At 49.3% G+C, this 17284-nt stretch carries 18 protein-coding genes and 1 tRNA gene; 9 read left to right on the forward strand and 10 right to left on the reverse strand.

What is annotated here, in order from left to right; all coding sequences use genetic code 11:
* The first annotated feature begins 207 nt into the window (after positions 1-207).
* Positions 208-456, forward strand: a complete 249-nt coding sequence (locus WG68_RS10080) for a recombinase family protein (RefSeq protein ID WP_046557569.1) — start codon at positions 208-210, stop codon at positions 454-456.
* Between the two features lie 66 nt (positions 457-522).
* On the opposite strand, the gene WG68_RS10085 is transcribed toward WG68_RS10080, so the two are convergent.
* From WG68_RS10085 to rpsU, 5 genes are all read right to left on the reverse strand, one after another.
* Positions 523-1011: a hypothetical protein gene (locus tag WG68_RS10085; RefSeq protein WP_046557570.1), complete on the reverse strand. Its 489-nt coding sequence runs from the start codon at positions 1009-1011 to the stop codon at positions 523-525.
* Positions 1012-1623: 612 nt separating this feature from the next.
* A tRNA-Ile gene (locus tag WG68_RS10090) sits at positions 1624-1700 on the reverse strand.
* A 162-nt stretch (positions 1701-1862) separates the two neighbouring features.
* Complete coding sequence (gene rpoD / locus WG68_RS10095) at positions 1863-3704, reverse strand: RNA polymerase sigma factor RpoD (RefSeq protein ID WP_046557571.1); 1842 nt, start codon at positions 3702-3704, stop codon at positions 1863-1865.
* 86 nt (positions 3705-3790) lie between these two features.
* Positions 3791-5548 carry a DNA primase gene (dnaG, locus tag WG68_RS10100; protein ID WP_046557572.1) on the reverse strand — a complete coding sequence of 586 codons (1758 nt, stop codon included), beginning with the start codon at positions 5546-5548 and terminating at the stop codon, positions 3791-3793.
* 145 nt (positions 5549-5693) lie between these two features.
* Entirely contained in the window at positions 5694-5909 is a 216-nt protein-coding gene (gene rpsU, locus WG68_RS10105) for a 30S ribosomal protein S21 (protein ID WP_019675131.1), read from the reverse strand.
* A 238-nt stretch (positions 5910-6147) separates the two neighbouring features.
* Here rpsU and tsaD point away from each other — a divergent pair, with 238 nt between their 5' ends.
* Positions 6148-7161 carry a tRNA (adenosine(37)-N6)-threonylcarbamoyltransferase complex transferase subunit TsaD gene (gene tsaD, locus WG68_RS10110; RefSeq protein WP_046557573.1) on the forward strand — a complete coding sequence of 338 codons (1014 nt, stop codon included), beginning with the start codon at positions 6148-6150 and terminating at the stop codon, positions 7159-7161.
* On the opposite strand, the gene plsY is transcribed toward tsaD, so the two are convergent.
* Complete coding sequence (plsY, locus tag WG68_RS10115) at positions 7162-7767, reverse strand: glycerol-3-phosphate 1-O-acyltransferase PlsY (protein WP_046557574.1); 606 nt, start codon at positions 7765-7767, stop codon at positions 7162-7164.
* Between the two features lie 137 nt (positions 7768-7904).
* Between plsY and folB the strand changes: the two genes are divergently transcribed.
* Genes folB through WG68_RS10130 form a run of 3 tightly spaced genes read left to right on the forward strand, consistent with a single transcriptional unit; the run spans position 7905 to position 9582 of the window.
* Positions 7905-8285: a dihydroneopterin aldolase gene (gene folB / locus WG68_RS10120; protein WP_046557575.1), complete on the forward strand. Its 381-nt coding sequence runs from the start codon at positions 7905-7907 to the stop codon at positions 8283-8285.
* Positions 8285-8776, forward strand: coding sequence for a 2-amino-4-hydroxy-6-hydroxymethyldihydropteridine diphosphokinase (folK, locus tag WG68_RS10125; protein WP_046557576.1), 492 nt, complete (start codon positions 8285-8287; stop codon positions 8774-8776). Before folB ends, folK begins: the two co-directional genes overlap by 1 nt.
* A gap of 2 nt (positions 8777-8778) precedes the next feature.
* Entirely contained in the window at positions 8779-9582 is an 804-nt protein-coding gene (locus WG68_RS10130) for an undecaprenyl-diphosphate phosphatase (protein ID WP_046557577.1), read from the forward strand.
* A 12-nt stretch (positions 9583-9594) separates the two neighbouring features.
* Here the strand turns inward: WG68_RS10130 and WG68_RS10135 are convergent, their stop codons facing one another.
* Positions 9595-10317, reverse strand: a complete 723-nt coding sequence (locus WG68_RS10135) for a hypothetical protein (RefSeq protein WP_046557578.1) — start codon at positions 10315-10317, stop codon at positions 9595-9597.
* A gap of 360 nt (positions 10318-10677) precedes the next feature.
* Entirely contained in the window at positions 10678-11910 is a 1233-nt protein-coding gene (locus tag WG68_RS10140; protein ID WP_200897572.1) for a multifunctional CCA addition/repair protein, read from the reverse strand.
* A gap of 79 nt (positions 11911-11989) precedes the next feature.
* Here WG68_RS10140 and WG68_RS10145 point away from each other — a divergent pair, with 79 nt between their 5' ends.
* The gene (locus WG68_RS10145) at positions 11990-12925 is read left to right on the forward strand and encodes an ExeA family protein (RefSeq protein ID WP_046557580.1); all 936 of its coding nucleotides are present in this window, start codon (positions 11990-11992) and stop codon (positions 12923-12925) included.
* Between the two features lie 2 nt (positions 12926-12927).
* Positions 12928-13674: a general secretion pathway protein GspB gene (locus WG68_RS10150; protein WP_046557581.1), complete on the forward strand. Its 747-nt coding sequence runs from the start codon at positions 12928-12930 to the stop codon at positions 13672-13674.
* On the opposite strand, the gene WG68_RS10155 is transcribed toward WG68_RS10150, so the two are convergent.
* Positions 13665-14810 carry an HD-GYP domain-containing protein gene (locus tag WG68_RS10155; RefSeq protein ID WP_046557582.1) on the reverse strand — a complete coding sequence of 382 codons (1146 nt, stop codon included), beginning with the start codon at positions 14808-14810 and terminating at the stop codon, positions 13665-13667. The genes WG68_RS10150 and WG68_RS10155 overlap by 10 nt on opposite strands.
* Before the next feature lie 267 nt (positions 14811-15077).
* On the opposite strand from WG68_RS10155, the gene WG68_RS10160 reads away from it, so the two are divergent.
* Complete coding sequence (locus WG68_RS10160; RefSeq protein ID WP_046557583.1) at positions 15078-15575, forward strand: Lrp/AsnC ligand binding domain-containing protein; 498 nt, start codon at positions 15078-15080, stop codon at positions 15573-15575.
* An 8-nt stretch (positions 15576-15583) separates the two neighbouring features.
* Here the strand turns inward: WG68_RS10160 and WG68_RS10165 are convergent, their stop codons facing one another.
* Positions 15584-16201 carry a TIGR04211 family SH3 domain-containing protein gene (locus WG68_RS10165; RefSeq protein WP_046557584.1) on the reverse strand — a complete coding sequence of 206 codons (618 nt, stop codon included), beginning with the start codon at positions 16199-16201 and terminating at the stop codon, positions 15584-15586.
* Positions 16202-16345: 144 nt separating this feature from the next.
* On the opposite strand from WG68_RS10165, the gene WG68_RS10170 reads away from it, so the two are divergent.
* Entirely contained in the window at positions 16346-17281 is a 936-nt protein-coding gene (locus WG68_RS10170) for a CYTH domain-containing protein (RefSeq protein ID WP_046557585.1), read from the forward strand.
* Positions 17282-17284 lie beyond the last annotated feature (3 nt).

Raw genomic sequence — 17284 nt, forward strand, 5'->3', positions numbered from 1 at the left:
TTAGAAATAACTTTGTAGCTTTATAGTATTGTTTCTTCTTTTTTATCAGTTATCTGTTTTTATACCAGAAAATTCAATATCTGTATTTATAGGGAAATTCACTACAAAGCTATAAAGCAGCCTGAAAACAAAGCCCGGCATGGCTTATAGCCCTGTAGTGGCTAAAAATACATTGATACTATAAACCTATAAAGTTGAGGCCATAACATGACTAGAACAGAACACCAGCAACACCGCCAGCACGTTTTAAACTTGGTTTATCCATTGGTTAAAGCTGGCTGGAAAATCCCAAGCTATCAAAAAGCCGTCAATTACCTTAACGCAAAAGAAATCCGCACAGCGAGGGGGAACCCTTGGACAAGAAAAAGGCTTTTCAGATTCCTGCAAAACGCTGGTTATTCTGGCCTGTGGGGATTAAAGCAGCTTGATATAGCGCCAGAGATAGCCAGCAAGTAAGGCTCAATTACCCTGATATTACCCTAATGGTATTTTGCTACCAATACGCGCGAAGTTAAAAGCTTATCAATCAAAAGCCGAGGATAGACGCTGCCTTAACTTTGCTGCTTGCTCAATTGACTTCATGCCAACTATCTCAACCAGCTTGGAAGTTTCACCTCTACTGAAGATTACAACGTCAGTCATTCCAGACTGAATTCTTAATTGAAAACCTCTTTCTGGATGATTTTGAACAATTAATGTTCTTCTACCATGTTTTTCGTTAATCTCGCCAGACTTAGCAAGCTCATTAGATAAAGCATTGATATCACTAACTCTGTCAATAATCGATGCCATTTCATCTGGCGACAGCGTTACGTTCGAAATTCTTCCAGTAAGGTTGTAAAAGACACCGTCTTCACTAGCTCTTAACTGAATAGAAGTACTCGAGATGTCACCTAACTTCCAGATGAACTCATAATTATCAATTTTAGTGTCTTGTTTCCCGTTTGAAGCAGATGCGTTTGTGAAAAATATGACGGTTAAAGCAGTCAAAAACAGTGTGGATATTTTCATTAAAAGAGCCTTATGTTTGCATTATTAAAGTGGCTACACTTAATAAATGATAAAGGGTAATTTTGCAGAATGTAAAAACTAATCATTTCTTTAAAATTGCTGATGAGCGTTCAGGCTTTGGCAAAGTTACTTTGCATAATTATTAGGACTAAAATTTAAAGAGGGAAAGTCTCAACAAGCCAACCACCAACAACAACCCCTACAAAAAATACAATGAAATATTTAAAGGCTCGCATTGAAATTGGATCTTTAGAATTTTGCATAAAACACCTGTATTAGAAATTTGTTCAAAGTAATAATTTAGCACATAATTTTGAAAATTAACCGTCTAAATCTTTGAAGTGCAAAGGTGATTTCTCTAAAAAAATCTGAGTGGGATAAAGGGTATTTTCAGACTCCTTAAAAAGGGTAATTTCAGAAGCGCTTAAAGGGTATTACTCCGCACTATAAAAAACGGGTAATTTTAGGCACGTTAGGGAAAGGGTGTTTTCAGACATCTTTACGCGAGGGGGGAATTATTTTATTTTTCTGCAATTCCGATCCGCTACCGATCCTCAGCTAGAAAATAAGAATTTTTGAAATTTAGAATTTGACGTAAGTGCTTGAAAAGAATGGTGGCCCCAGCTGGACTCGAACCAGCGACCGATCGATTATGAGTCGAGCGCTCTAACCAACTGAGCTATGGGGCCATTTTTCGCTTTCTATGTCAGATGGCATAAGTAGCGGCGTGCAGTATAAGAAGTTTTACCGGCTTTGTCATCTTGCTTATTAGCTGGCATGGGTTTGACTGCCTAATTTTTGTGCGACAGAAAGTAAAAAGGCGCCATGCGGCGCCTTTTCGTAGCTGCTATTTATTCGTCCAGGAAGCTTTTTAATACTTCTGAACGGGAAGGGTGGCGCAGTTTACGCAGTGCCTTGGCTTCAATTTGCCGGATCCGCTCACGGGTAACGTCAAATTGCTTACCTACCTCTTCCAGCGTGTGGTCGGTATTCATATCAATACCAAAACGCATCCGCAGTACTTTGGCTTCGCGGGCGGTTAAGCCGGCCAGTACTTCGTTGGTGGCGTTTTTCAGGCTTTCCATGGTGGCCGAGTCGAGTGGTGATTCACCGCCGGCATCTTCGATAAAGTCGCCTAAGTGCGAGTCTTCATCATCACCAATCGGTGTTTCCATTGATATCGGCTCTTTGGCGATTTTTAACACCTTGCGAATTTTATCTTCCGGCATTTGCATCCGTTCAGACAATTCTTCCGGTGTTGGCTCGCGCCCCATTTCCTGCAGCATTTGCCGCGAAATACGGTTTAGCTTGTTGATGGTTTCAATCATATGCACCGGAATACGGATGGTGCGGGCCTGATCAGCGATAGACCGGGTAATGGCTTGGCGGATCCACCAGGTAGCATAGGTTGAAAACTTATAACCACGACGGTATTCAAATTTATCAACGGCTTTCATCAGGCCAATGTTGCCTTCCTGGATTAAATCGAGGAATTGCAAACCGCGGTTGGTGTATTTTTTGGCTATAGAGATAACCAGTCGTAAGTTAGCCTCGACCATTTCTTTTTTGGCGCGGCGGGCTTTGGCTTCGCCTATTGACATACGGCGGTTAATATCTTTAATTTTAAAGATGCTTAAGCCTGTTTCTTCTTCTACTTTTTTCAGTTTTTCAATGCTGCGAACTAAATCTTCCTGCATTTCTAACAGTTTAACCGCATAAGGCTTAGTGCCATTAATTTCGGCCAATAACCAGGCAGAAGACGTTTCGTTGCCGGTAAAGGCTTTAACAAAGGTTTTCTTCGGCATTTTTGCGTATTCAACGCAATGCTTCATTAACAGCCGTTCCTGCACCCGCACCCGGTCCATCATTTCGCGCATGTTCTTAACCAGGCGATCGAATTGCTTTGGCACCAGACGGAAGCAGCGGAACACTTCGCTTAGTTTTTCAATTTCAACTTTGGTAGTAGCGTGCTCGCGGCCATTCTGAACGATAGAGTTGCGGGTAACCTCGTATTGGTTGCGCAGCTCGCCAAATTTAAGCCGGGCTTCTTCCGGATCCGGGCCGGTATCGGCTTCGGCATCGTCATCGCTGTCGTCGTCATCGCTGTCGTCGCTGTCATCGTCCTGCTTATCAGCAGGCACATCTGAACCAATGTGGCTGGCAATAACCGGCGCTTCGTCGATTTCGTTCGGGTCGATAAACGCAGAGACAATGTCGCTTAAACGAATTTCTTCGGCTTCAAACTTGTCCCATTGCTCCAGCAGATATGTGATGGCTTCCGGATATTCGGCTACCGATGTTTGCACCTGGTTAATGCCGTCTTCAATCCGTTTGGCGATAAGAATTTCGCCTTCACGGGTTAATAGTTCAACAGTGCCCATTTCCCGCATATACATGCGGACGGGGTCGGTGGTGCGGCCAAGCTCTTTGTCAACACTGACCAGTGCCTGGGCTGCTTCTTCCGCGGCGTCTTCATCTGTGGACGCATCGGCCATTATCAAATCATCGGCATCTGGAGCGCTTTCAAACACCTGAATACCCATATCGTTGATCATTCGAATAATATCTTCGATCTGATCAGAGTCGATAATGTCTTGTGGAAGGTGATCGTTAACTTCGGCAAAAGTAAGATACCCTTGCTCTTTACCTTTAATGATCAGAAGTTTTAACTGAGACTGAGGACTTTGCTCCATAGAGACTTATCTTCCACCAATGTTGATTAATATAAAAATGCGAACTAGCGATTATAACAAACCGAAGCTTTTCTAGCCAGTCGGAGTTAGCTTGCTGGTCGCGGTTTTTTGCTTTTCAGTGCTTTTAGCAACAGCACATATTCATGTTGTTCGGTCTGGGTTAGCTGTTTTAGTTTATCTTTTCGTTCCAGTGCTTCCAGCCGTTGCTGCAGGTATTGATCTTCAATCGAGTGGAACGTATCCAGAAATTCAGCTGACAGCTGCTCAGGTTCTATCTGATGCTGCCAGGCTGCCAGTTTCAACAGGATGGCATGCTCCGGCAGATCCCGCCAGTATTCCAGTAATTGCGCTGTGGTAAGCCCGGGTTTATCCAGTAAATGCTGCTGTACAGCCAGTAATAAGGTAATGCCTGGAATTTCGGCACTGGCCAGCTCTGGCGCATAAGGCATTACATTAACGAGTTCTGGCGTTTGCAATAGCAAGGCAATAGCCCGTCGCATTGGCGTCATTTTGATCGTGGCCGGGGCAGGGCGCGCTTGCTGCCGGCTATTCACTGGCTTTAACCGTTCGCTGGAGCGTCCCAACAGGTTATCCAGCTTTTGTTGCAGGATTTCCTGGTAAAAGCTGCTGGGTATTTGTTTGATAAGCTCACTGCCTTTGACCAGTAAGGCGGATTTACCGCCGTCAGTGTTGGCATCAAATTCCTGTAATAAATGTTCAAACAAATACTGCTTCAAGGGCTGGGCTTGCTCTAAACGGGCCATAAAAGCCGCTTTGCCTTCTTTTTGCACTAACGAATCGGGGTCTTCACCGTCGGGCAGAAACACAAAATTCAGTTCCACGCCATCTTTTAATTGTGGCAAGGCATTTTGTAAGGCACGCCAGGCGGCATCGCGGCCGGCGCGATCACCGTCGTAACAGCAAATCACCTTCGGGCTGTAACGAAATAAGGTATGCATTTGATCGGAGGTGGTAGCTGTGCCGAGGCACGCTACGGCAAAGCGGATATCATGTTCGGCCAGGGCCACCACATCCATGTAGCCTTCTACCACCAATAATTGTTTCAGGTGGCCCGGTTGCTGCCGTACCTGATACAAGCCATACAGTTCGCGGCCTTTATGAAACAAGCGGGTTTCCGGCGAGTTCAGGTATTTCGGCTGGCCGTCATTTAAAATACGGCCACCAAACGCAATAACCCGGCCACGTTTATCGTGAATAGGGAACATTAGCCGGTCGCGGAAAAAATCGTATTCGCGGCCGTTGTCGTTGCGGTTAACCAGCTTCAGCTCAACCAGCTGTTCACGCAGCGCTCTGGGTTTGCCGTTACTTAATTGCTGTAACACACCATCCCAGCCATCGGGGGCATAGCCCAGTTGAAAGTCGCTGATAGTTTGCGCCGACAAGCCACGCTTGGCTAAATACTGTTGCACGGCCGGGCCATTGGCATGCTGCTGCAGTTGCTGCTGATAATAGTCGGCGGCTTGTTGCATCAGGCTATAATCGTCGGCCTGGGCGGCGGGCCGGGCCGGGCCTTTACCTTGCTCGCGCGGTACTTCCATGTGCAGCTGTTTAGCCAGCTCTTCAATGGCTTCCACAAATTCGAGTTGCTCAAACTCCATCATAAAGCTGATGGCATTGCCGTGCGCGCCACAACCAAAACAGTGATAAAACTGCTTATCAGGGCTAACGGTAAACGATGGGCTTTTTTCGTTATGGAACGGACAACAGGCAGAGTAGTTTTTACTACCTGCTTTTTTAAGGGGTACGCGTTGGTCTATCAGTTCAACGATATCTGTTCTGGCGAGCAGATCATCAATAAACTGACGAGGTATTTGTCCTGCCACTGATGTCCTTTATATGGTTTCCAGAAAAAGACAAACCGTGCTCAAAGAACACGGTGTGCAGATATCGGCCTGACGCCTGATTGCGAACCTGCTGACTGGAACCGCTATTGTGCGGTTACGCAGGTTAACGCCGGTTGACTGTAACTTAGTACAGGCGGATCCGACGTGCATTCTCGCGAGAAAGCTTTTTAGCGTGGCGTTTTACTGCTGCTGCTTTCTTGCGCTTGCGAACCCAGGTAGGCTTCTCGTAAAATTCTTTTGCGCGTACATCAGCTAATACGCCAGCTTTTTCACAAGAGCGCTTAAAACGACGTAAGGCTACGTCAAAGGGTTCGTTTTCTTTTACTTTAACAACAGGCATTAAATTCTCACCTCGGTCAAACTTGGTTATCGGTAACCAATTACGATTAAAAATGGTGCGGCATTTTACGCAAAAAGCACCACCAATGTAAAGCGATTAAGTGATCTTAAATCAGATCTTCTGGCTCTGACAGGGTGAAGCCGTTACAATGCGCGCATTAAAGGCCGGCAAGTGTACCTGAACTTTGCCGCGAGATCCTATTATTTGCAGAATTTTAAGACGATTTTTTAGGAAAGCGATGCGCGTATTAGGTATAGAAACATCCTGTGATGAAACCGGTATTGCGGTTTATGATGGTGACAAAGGTTTGTTAAGCCATGTGCTGTATAGCCAGATCCCATTACATGCCGATTATGGCGGGGTAGTGCCTGAATTGGCCTCGCGTGATCATGTGAAAAAAACCCTGCCGTTAATCAAGCAGGCATTGGCGCAGGCGGGTCTTAACGCCGCTGATATAGATGGCGTAGCCTATACTGCCGGCCCTGGCTTGGCCGGCGCCTTGCTGGTAGGTGCCACCATTGGCCGCAGCCTGGCCTATGCCTGGCAAAAGCCGGCGCTGGCGGTGCACCATATGGAAGGCCATTTATTAGCACCGATGCTGGAAGATAACCCGCCGCCATTTCCATTTTTAGCGCTGCTGGTCTCCGGCGGCCATACTCAGCTGGTGGGTGTGGAAGGGATTGGTCGTTATGAATTGCTGGGTGAATCGATAGATGATGCCGCCGGCGAGGCCTTTGATAAAACAGCCAAGTTAATGGGGCTGGATTACCCCGGTGGCCCACTGCTGGCAAAGCTGGCGCTTACGGGGGATAGCAAAAAATACAAGTTTCCGCGACCGATGACCGACCGGCCAGGGCTGGATTTTAGCTTTAGCGGTCTGAAAACCTCGGCCGCGAATGTGATTGCTAAAGAGGGCAGCAGTGAGCAGGTGCAGGCCGATATTGCGGCCTCGTTTCAGCAAGCGGTAGTGGATACTCTGGTAATTAAATGCGAACGGGCGCTGGAGCAAACCGGTTATCAGCGGCTGGTGATTGCCGGTGGGGTAAGTGCAAATATTTCACTGCGACAGCAGCTTGAGGTATTACTGCAGCGCCGGGGTGGGGCGGTGTATTATCCGCGCAAAGAATTTTGTACTGATAATGGCGCCATGATTGCTTTTGCGGGTTATCAGCGCTTAAGGGCCGGCCAGCAGCAAGATTTAACCATTGGCGTCACACCGCGCTGGCCAATGCAGGAGTTAGTGCCGGTCTGATTACTCGCGAATGCGCTTACTTTTATCCCACACCTTGCTTTCTTTGCCCTGATACAGCCGGACAATATTCTGGCGATGGCGGGCGATGATCAGAATGCTTAGCATCAGTACTGGCACGGTATATAAAGGTTTAATCCACCAGGTAAATACCGGCGCCAGCGCCACGGTAATAATGGCCGCTAACGATGAGTAACCGCTAATTGCCACCAGCAATACCCAGCTGGCAATTAACAAGCCGGCTAAATCAAGGCCAATCGGCATCATGGCACCAAAGGCGGTGGCTACCGCTTTGCCGCCTTTAAAGCCAAAAAACACCGGATAAATGTGGCCCAGGCAGGCACAAATGGCGATAGCCCCCAGCCATACCGGCTCAATTTTCAGGAAGTAGGAACCCCACACCGGAATGGTGCCTTTTAAAATATCGAACAGTAATACCAGCACCGCCGGCAATTTACCGCCAAGGCGTAAAACATTAGTGGCGCCAGGGTTACCAGAACCATGAAAGCGGGGATCGGGGATGCGAAACAGCTGGCATACCAGCACTGCCGACGACACCGAACCCAGTAAATAGGCGGCGAACATCATAATAACAATCAGCAGGGTCATTTCGACGGTTCCTCAGCACCAGTTTTTGCGATAAGATTGCGGCTCGCTGTACGGCAGCAGGGTAAAGGTTTAGTGACTTTTTACCTATCCGACCAGCCTACCTGAAACGAAAAATAACGCAATCCGGATTTAACTGAATGGACATAGTTTTTATAAAACAGCTACAAGTCGATACTGTGATAGGGGTATATGACTGGGAGAAATCCATTCAGCAGCGGCTGTTGCTTGATTTAGCGCTGACCGCTGATCAGCGATCTGCCGCCGCCAGCGACGACATTGGCCTGACTCTGGATTATGCCGTTATTGCAGAAAAGGTGACGGCACTGATTACTGCCCAGCCAATAGAACTGATTGAAACCGTTGCTGAAAAAGTGGCCAGTATGTTGTTAGCTGAATTTGCTACCAGCAAGGTGGAAGTGACCGTCAGTAAACCCGGTGCTGTGCCCCGGGCGCAAACGGTAGGGGTGCATATCGTCCGCACAGCACCAGCAGCACAGCTGCAGCAGGAACAACACTGATGGCGCGCATTTTTATCAGTATCGGCAGCAATACAAGGCGCGATCACTATGTCCGGGCCGGTGTGTTATCGCTACAGCAATACTTTGGTCAGCTGCATTTGTCCTCGGTATATGAAAGCGAGGCGGTCGGTTTTAATGGTGAGGCTTTTTACAATCTGGTTGCCGCTACCGACACTGAATTAAGCATTGCTGATTGTGTGCAGGTGCTAAAGCAGATTGAAGATAAGCATGGCCGCATTCGCGGTGCTGAAAAATTCTGCGGTCGCACCCTAGACTTAGATTTACTGACTTATGATCAGGTTGTTTGTCAGCAGCCAATAGTGCTGCCGCGTGGTGAGATCACCGAAAATGCCTTTGTGTTGTGGCCGATGGCTGAACTGGCACCAGAGGCAATCCATCCGTTAACCAAACTGAGTTATGCCGAACTTTGGCAAGCTTATCCCAAAACCAAACAAAAAATCTGGCCAGTGCCTTTTACATGGAGTAAATAACCTTGAGTACAGTGGAAGTTATTATTTTAGCGATAATTCAGGGTATTACCGAGTTTCTACCGATTTCATCCTCCGCCCACCTTATTTTACCCTCTGCCATTTTTGGCTGGCAGGATCAGGGCATTGCCTTTGATGTGGCGGTGCATGTGGGTACCTTGTTAGCGGTGATACTGTATTTCCGGCAGGATATCACGCAGTTAACTGTTGGTTGGCTGAACTCCTGCCGTGGCCAGCAAAGCACTTATGGCACTTTAGCCTGGATGGTGATTGCCGCCACTATTCCGGCTGGTTTAGCTGGTTTACTGGCAGCCGATCTGATCGAAACCTTATTACGCTCGCCCTGGGTAATTGCCATTACCACGCTGGTTTTTGGTAGCTTACTTTGGTATGCCGACAGCACGGCGAAGCAACATACGGCAATGGAGCAAATCGGCTGGCGCCAGGTACTGATTATTGGTCTTGCCCAGGCGGTGTCACTGATCCCGGGGACCTCGCGTTCGGGTATCACCATGACGGCGGGCCTGATGCTGGGACTGGACCGCGCCAGCGCCGCCCGCTTTTCGTTTTTACTGTCGATTCCGATTATTGTGCTGATTGGCGGCTATCAGGCGAGCAAGCTAATGAAAAATCCTGAAATTTATGATTTTTCCAGCCTGCTGCTTGGCCTGGTATTGGCCTTTGTCAGCGCGTTAATTTGTATTCACTTGTTTTTGAAAATCATCAGCCGCATGGGTATGTTACCCTTTGTGATCTACCGGTTGTTGCTGGGGGTTGCCCTGATTATTTATCTGAGTTTTTTTGTGTAGCCATTCTAAACGCTATAACACACTGAAATAAAACGCCAGGCCGGCCGAGAGAAAGTCCTCGCGGCCAGAGCGGCTAACACGGTTGCCGTAGCTTAGATCCAGTTGCAGCCGGTTGGGCAGCACTTCGGCCAGATAGCCCAGCTGATACACAGGTCTGCCGGCGTTTTCGCGGTACAGCTCGGTAAATAACCACTGATTGGCGGCGAACTCGTGTTGTAGTGCTATACCGGCAGTCCAGTCATTGTGGGCCTGCTCACGATGCAGCCGGCCAGCATTTAAATGCAGCAGCCAGGTGTCAGCGGCAAAGCTCTGGGTCAGAGCCAGATTGAGCTGCAGATCGCCTTGCTGTTGCTGGCCAGCGTCAAATTGATATGCCAGTTGAGCGGTAATACCATAGCTGTTGGTTTGCAGCGTTTTCAGTTCAGTCTTCGCTGAAAATTCATATTGTTGTGGTTCGCCAGCAGGGGTTTTGGCAACGCCCAGTGCCCATTCCACGCCCAGTAGCTGACAAGCCGGCACCGCCCAAAAGCGGGTACCTGTACGCTCGCGCTGTGCCCAGCTTTCCAGCTGGCATTGCTCAACAATAGTGGCATCGTCGGTCAGCATCGGCCGGCCGGCATGGGCCTGCAAAGTGCAAAGGGTTATACTCAGCGCCAGCATTAGCCTGGCTAAGCCTAACGATTTGGATGTGGCGTCGGTTGCATCACGCAAAGCAGCATGGTTTTTGATTAACATGTGCCTGTTCCTCTTCGGTTAGTACGAAGCGGCCACCAGGGTAAAAAATAGCAGCAGAGCCAGCCTGCAACAGTAAAAACAGCACAATAAAACGGGTTGCACTAAGCAACGCTAAGGTTTATTAAAGCTTAAAAGGGGAAGCAGAGAAATTCATTTAGAAAAATTGTCGCTACCCTGTCGCTGACAGGGCAGGCACCAAAGGGCTACACTATCAGACGGTTGTTACTGTAACAGGCCGCGGCCTACTTCCAGATTGTTCGCCCACAGTGGGACCTCGCTTTGGTTAAAATTGCTGCGCATTGTAAAGGCTGCTGCTCAGCTGTCAAGTAAAACGCGCCCAGTTCATCAAAACTTCATGGTTCACTTAATCTTCAGCTTACTGATGGCCGTTTTTAACTGCTGTAATCGTGCCTGTTGCAAGGCCGGCGCTATCGCTGGGCCACTGATCCCTTGCGCCATTATCTGCCGGGCTGAAACCTGCTGTACGGCGCCGGCCAGTTGCTGCAAGTAGTCTGCCTGCGGGTAGTCAGCCTGCTCAAAGCCGGTGCGGCCGCGTAGGTCTGCGGTGCAACAGAGCAGGATATCGGCCAGTCGCTGTGGCTTGCGCCAGAAATCAATGGCATTAAAGAATTTTAGCACAGTGCTGGCTTTCAGCTCCTTGGCGCGGTGCACCAGCTGATGGTATTCACATACCAGCAGGGCTAAATCACGGCAGTCGTTCGGTACTCTGAGTCGCTGACACAGCTGCTGAATGAGTGGCAAGCCGGTATGTTCATGACCATGGTGTGATGGCAACAGCTCAGCTTTGGTCACGCCTTTGCCCAAATCATGCACCAGCGCAGCAAAGCGGATATCTAAGCGCTCAGACAGTGCGGCTGCCTGCTCCAGTACCAGCATAGTATGAATGCCGGTATCAATTTCCGGGTGCCATTTTTCGGGTTGCGGTACGCCCCACAGGGCCGCCAGCTCAGGCATCAGCGCGTGCAGCGCACCGCAATCGTACAACAGCTGAAAATAGGCTGCCGGGCTTTGGCTGCCAAGCGCTTTGGCCGTTTCCACCCACACCCGCTCCGGGCTTAAGCTGTTTAGCTCGCCACTGGCGCTAAGCTGGCGCATTAACGCCAGGGTTTCGCTGGCCACAGTAAAGCCTAAATGAGCATAGCGGGCATAAAAGCGGGCAACCCGCAGCACCCGTAGCGGATCTTCGGCAAAGGCATCGGAAACATGGCGTAATATTTTTTGCTCGATATCAGAGCGGCCATGATAAGGGTCGATATAGTTACCATCGCTGTCTTTAGCGATAGCATTAATGGTCAGATCACGTCGTTGCAAGTCCTGCTCAAGGGTGACATCCGGCGCCGCATAGACACTAAAACCGGTATAACCCTGGCCATTTTTACGTTCAGTGCGGGCCAGTGCGTGTTCTTCTTTGGTTTTCGGGTGCAAGAATACCGGGAAATCTTTTCCCACCTGCTGATAGCCCAGTTCCAGCATTTGCCCGGGAGTAGCGCCTACTACCACCCAGTCACGCTCGTGATAGGGGTAGCCAAGTAACTCATCCCGTACTGCACCGCCCACAAGATATATCTGCACATGCTTTCCTGATTGCGTATTTTTTGCCATTATAGCGCCGTCAGTCTAATTTGCAGCGCTATTAACGCAGGATGCCTTGATGTATACCGGTTTTTTCGGTTTAACCAGCCCGCCTTTTTCCATTGCCCCTAACCCGGATTTTATGTATCTGGGGGCCCGCCATACGGAAGCACTGGCGCATTTACGTTATGGCCTGGGCGATGCCGGTGGCTTTGTGCTGTTAACCGGCGAAGTGGGGACCGGCAAAACTACGGTGTCCAGAACCCTGCTACAGGAACTGGACAGCAATACTGATGTGGCCTTTATTTTAAACCCAACCTTATCTGAGCTAGAGCTGCTGGCGGCGATTTGTGACGAGCTGAAAATTCGCTACAAAAAGGCCGATGCCAGTTTAAAAGTGCTGGGCGATAAAATTACCCAGCGCTTGCAAAAAAACCATCAGGCTGGCAAAAAAACTATTTTAATTATTGATGAAGCGCAGCATTTGCAGCCGGCAGTTTTGGAGCAGCTGCGTTTACTGACTAACCTGGAAACCAACACTAAAAAACTGCTACAGGTTATTTTAATTGGCCAGCCGGAGTTGCAGCAGTTACTGCAGCGCAATGACCTGCGCCAGCTAGCACAGCGGATCACCGCGCGTTACCATTTACTGCCGCTGGATTTAAACGAAGTGCAGCATTATTTAAAATACCGCTTACAGGTAGCCGGCTGCAGCAGGCCGGTGTTTAGCAGTAAGGCGGTGACCGAGTTATACCAGCAAAGTGGTGGTATTCCCCGCTTACTGAATTTGCTAGCAGACCGGGCGATGTTGGCCGCTTATAGTCAGCAGCAACCACTGGTAGACGTGGCGCAGGTGCAACGCGCTGCTACCGAAATTTTACCGCTGAATAACGTTAATACTGCGGGAAATGCCCGGCAGGTGTTACCAGGCTGGTTCTGGCCGTTACTGACCGGCACTGGTATAGTGGTGGGGTTTTTATTGGCCATGGTGATACTGCCGATGCTAAGAGGTTAACGTTGTCAATTTTAATGGATGCACTAAAACAACAGGTGGAGCCGACGCTGGCCAGCCCGCAACCGACTAACGGCTGGCGCAATCTGGCCTTATTGCTTGGTTTTTTGCTGGCGTTGAGCCTTGGCTTTGTGTTGGCAAGCTGGTGGCAAAGTGCCAATACAGCGTTGCCGGACAGCAGTGTTGTTGCTGTGTTACAACATAAACCCGTGTTGGCTGACAGTGCCAGTATTGTTGCTGCCCTTACCAGCGCCGAGCCTGCAGCCCAGGCTGCTGCTGTGGTGCAATCGCAGCCAAAGCAGGAGCCATTTGCACCAGAACAAAAGGTGGTTAGGGTTACCGCGCCGGAGCCAACAGCACAAGCTGCGGCAACTGAAGTGCCACGTCCCGTGTCGCCTGAGCCAGAGGTGGAAGTGTCTGCTGAATTGCGGCAACGATTTGCTTCAGCCATGGCTGCCAGCGAGATAAACCAACGTCAGCCACAAGCTGCCTTGCGCTCAAGTGGTGCGCCGGCTAGAGACATCAGTGAGCTGGCAGCGGCATTGCAGCGACAAATTCCGCCGTTGCGCTTTGAAGCGCATGTCTATGCAACCCAAAGCCAACAGCGCTGGATAAAAGTGAATGGTAAAAGTTTACAAGAAGGACAGTGGGTGACTGCTGATATCCGCTTAAAAGAAATTACCCCACAATTTGTCTTGCTGGAAATGGGGGCAGAATTATTTAGTGTGCCGGCCCTGACCGATTACAAATAATTTCGTACATCCAGGCCATATTTTTTTAAATCGACACAGCCTTCAATATGTTCTTCCTGCTGGCGTGATAAATCCATAATTTTCGGAATAATATGATGGTGATGTACGCTGTGATAGAACAGTTTCACTTTCGGCTGGGTGGGCTTTTTCGGGTTATTTTCCAGCACCAGTGCCAATTTGCCGGTGGTCAGTTTTACCACCGTTCCCGGCGGATATACGCCAATACATTTGATAAACAGCTGCAGTAACTCGGTGTCCAGTTGTAATGGTGTCATGCTAAGCAAATAGCGCGACGCAGCCAGTGGGCTTTGATTGCTGCCAGCAGGGTTTGTCAGTTTTTCATACTGGTTAACAATGGCCAGCATCTGGCTGCCTTTGGCGATCTGATGCCCTTTAATTGGCGGTGAGCCACTGCCATCGAGCAAGGCGCAGTGCTGACTAATCCACAGCGATACCTGACCCGCTAAATCTTTGTTGCGTTGCAATGCTGCCAAACTGGTGCTAATCGCAGCGGCATCAGCCTGGTGCATCAGTTCTGGTTTCAGCGCTTTGCCGACATCATGCAGTAGTGCCGCCGTGATCAGGGTTTTGCTGCGATCGCTTGGTAAATTAATAAATTTGGCATAGGCAGCAATGTAAACGGCGCAATTGACGCTGTGCTGCAGCAGGCTGTCGCTTTGTTCTGCAATCCGGGTTAAGCACAATAGCACGTCCTGATTGCGGCTAACCGAGTCGGATAAACCGGCGCTAACTTCATGCACCATAGATAAATCAATGGGTTGCTGGCTACGAGCCGCTTCAAGCACTAACTGTTGTACGCGCTGACTTTGCAGCAGGGCTTTCTCTGCCCGAGGCCATTCGTCTGCAAACAATTGCCTTACCGGAGGGGCATCTTCGTCGCTGCTGACAGGGGCAATACGATCTGGGATGGCTACTGCCGGCGTGTCCTCACTGGGCAAAAAGCGTGCTGGGTCGACCAGAACAGTCACAACCCCTTTTGCTTTTAATTGGGCAATAGCCTGAGCGCTGCGGACCCAGCCCGCATGTTTAACAGTAACCTCACCGTGTTGCTCTGCAACCTCAACAACGTAACTGCCAGGTTGCAGTTCAGTGACAGAGATTTTTTGATATGCCATCCAGTTGCCAGCTTAACCTTAATCCACCAAAAGTGTGCCATTGTACGCTAAAATTACTTAACCCACCGTTAACGCGTCGACCAAGTGCTCTGGTTTTGCGGTTAAGTAAAAATAACGGTGCTTGATGGCACAATGTTGGTTAAGCATAGCAAAGGTGCATAATTTTGTTGTTTTTGTTTGTTACCGCCCTGCCACAGTGGGTAAAGGTTATTTTTGCTATTGATCAGTATATAATCGCATTATTAGCCACTTAGTCTGACAACCGTAATGACGCTACCACTAAAACCAAAAAATCTGGATCGGATCGACTTAAGCATCCTCGATACCTTGCAAAAAGAAGGGCGGATAGCCAATGTTGATCTGGCGAAAAAGGTCAATTTAAGCGCCAGCCCCTGTATTGACAGGGTTAAGCGGCTGGAGAAATATGGCTATATTGAAGGCTACGGAGCCCGTTTAAATGCCGCTATGCTGGGTTTTGGTACTACGGTATTTATCGAAATCACGCTGGACAATACCACCAGTGCGGTGTTTGATCGTTTTAAAGACGAGGTCTTGAAAGTTCCGCATGTGGTGGAGTGCCATATGGTTGCTGGCGGTTTCGATTACCTGTTAAAACTACGCTTGCCAAATATGGATGCTTACCGGATTATTCTGGAGCAAATTGTCGATTTGCCCGGGGTGGTGAAAAATCATACTTACGTAGTGATAGAGCAGGTAAAACGCGATACCGGGCTGCCGCTGAAAGCCAACGACAGCCTGGGGTAAGTGCCGTATTACATCCAGCGTTCGCTTTCGCGACGCTTGGGCCACAATGCCGGTAACACCAGGCCGAAAATCAGACCTATTAATAAAATAGCAGAACCAATCACCATCGGGTTTTGCCAGATACTGGTTTGGGTGGCCTCAAGTTGGGTTTTAAGCTGTTCATAGGAGCGATTCGACTGGGCCAGTTGCTCCTGGGCATTTTCACGTTCAACAATAGCACTGTTCAGTTGACTGCTTAAGCTGTCGCGCTCTTCGGCAAGTTGCTGCAATTGCGAGCGCTGGTTGTTAAAACGCTCGGTCAGGGTCTCGAGCTGGGTGACCAGGCCGGGCGTAAAACTGACATATTCTTTCGGTAACCAGCCGGTTTTAGTACTGTCGTATCTGATCTGTACATAGCCGCTGTCGCGGTCTTCACTGATAAAGGTTACATCCTGCCCTGCGTTAATGGTACCCACTATCCGGTATTGGTTGCCCGGGCCAGAATGCAGGTAAACAAACAGGGCATCGCTGATAAAAGCGGGTTTCTCTGTACTGGTTTGCTGAGCGACGGTTGGCCAGCTAAGCACCAACAATATCAGGGGCAGGAAAAATATCCGGGAAACAGAGCTGCGAAATAATCTAAACATAGGTATCCTAATCTATTCTAATCAGCTGCTACGCTTGAGCAGGCGCCAACAAGGTATCCCGGATGATAGGGAGTTGTTAGCAAATTGACAAGTGTAAAAAAGTCAGCTGTACGGCTAACGGCCTAACATAGAGGATAGCCTACCATGAGTCTGGAGCTGGAATTAAAGTTTTTATTAGCAGCGCCACAGAGTAAGCCATTGGCACGGTTGCTGCGAACTTGCGGTGAGCTGAAAGATAACGGCCAGGCCGCGTTGTTAAATGCCTACTTTGACACACCCGACAATTGGTTTCGCCGCCACGATATGGGGTTGCGTACCCGTCAGAAGCGGGGCCGCTTTGAGCAAACGATTAAACTGGCCGGCCAGCAACACGGTGCCTTGCAAGCACGGCCGGAGTTTAATCTGCCTGCTGCCGGCATTGTGCCAGAGCTGGCTGCGTTTCCAGTGGATATCTGGCCTGAACAGACTGATGTCGGGAGGCTGCAACGGCAGTTAACGGAGCTTTTCCGTACCGACTTTATTCGCCAGAGCTGGCAGTTGAGTGTTGCCGGCACTGTGCTGGAAGTGGTTTATGATAGTGGCCAGATCGTTTTAGGCGACAACGTAGAAATTATCGCCGAGCTGGAGTTAGAGCTGCTAACAGGCAGCGCCACGACGCTATTTGCCGTGGCAGAGCAGTTAGTACAGCAATTGCCGCTGCGTACCGGCTGGTTAAGTAAAGCGGCGCGTGGTTATTTATTGGCTGATAAACAGCAGCTTACCCCGCCTCTGTCACAGCAGTCAGGGCTGATTGGTAACTTAACAGCCCTGCAATGTACCGAAGCTTTGTATTACCGCCAGGCTGCAGCGGCCGGCACAGGTGCTGTTAACCTGCATGAGCTTCGTCAGGCCAGCCATTTTTTGCAACGGTTAAGCGAGGAGCTGGCGGTTTTGCAATATGCTGATTTCAGCCGGCAAGCTTTGTTGCTGGCAGAGCAGTTGCAGCAGGGGGTTATTGTGTTTGAACAGCCACGCTACAACCAGTTGCTGCTGGCACTGGCGGGCTTATTGTTGCAGCAAAGTGGCGTTGCCCAAGGCTAAGCA

Origin of the sequence: Arsukibacterium ikkense, assembly GCF_000987775.1 — a bacterium.
Taxonomy (GTDB): Bacteria; Pseudomonadota; Gammaproteobacteria; order Enterobacterales; family Alteromonadaceae; genus Alishewanella; species Alishewanella ikkense.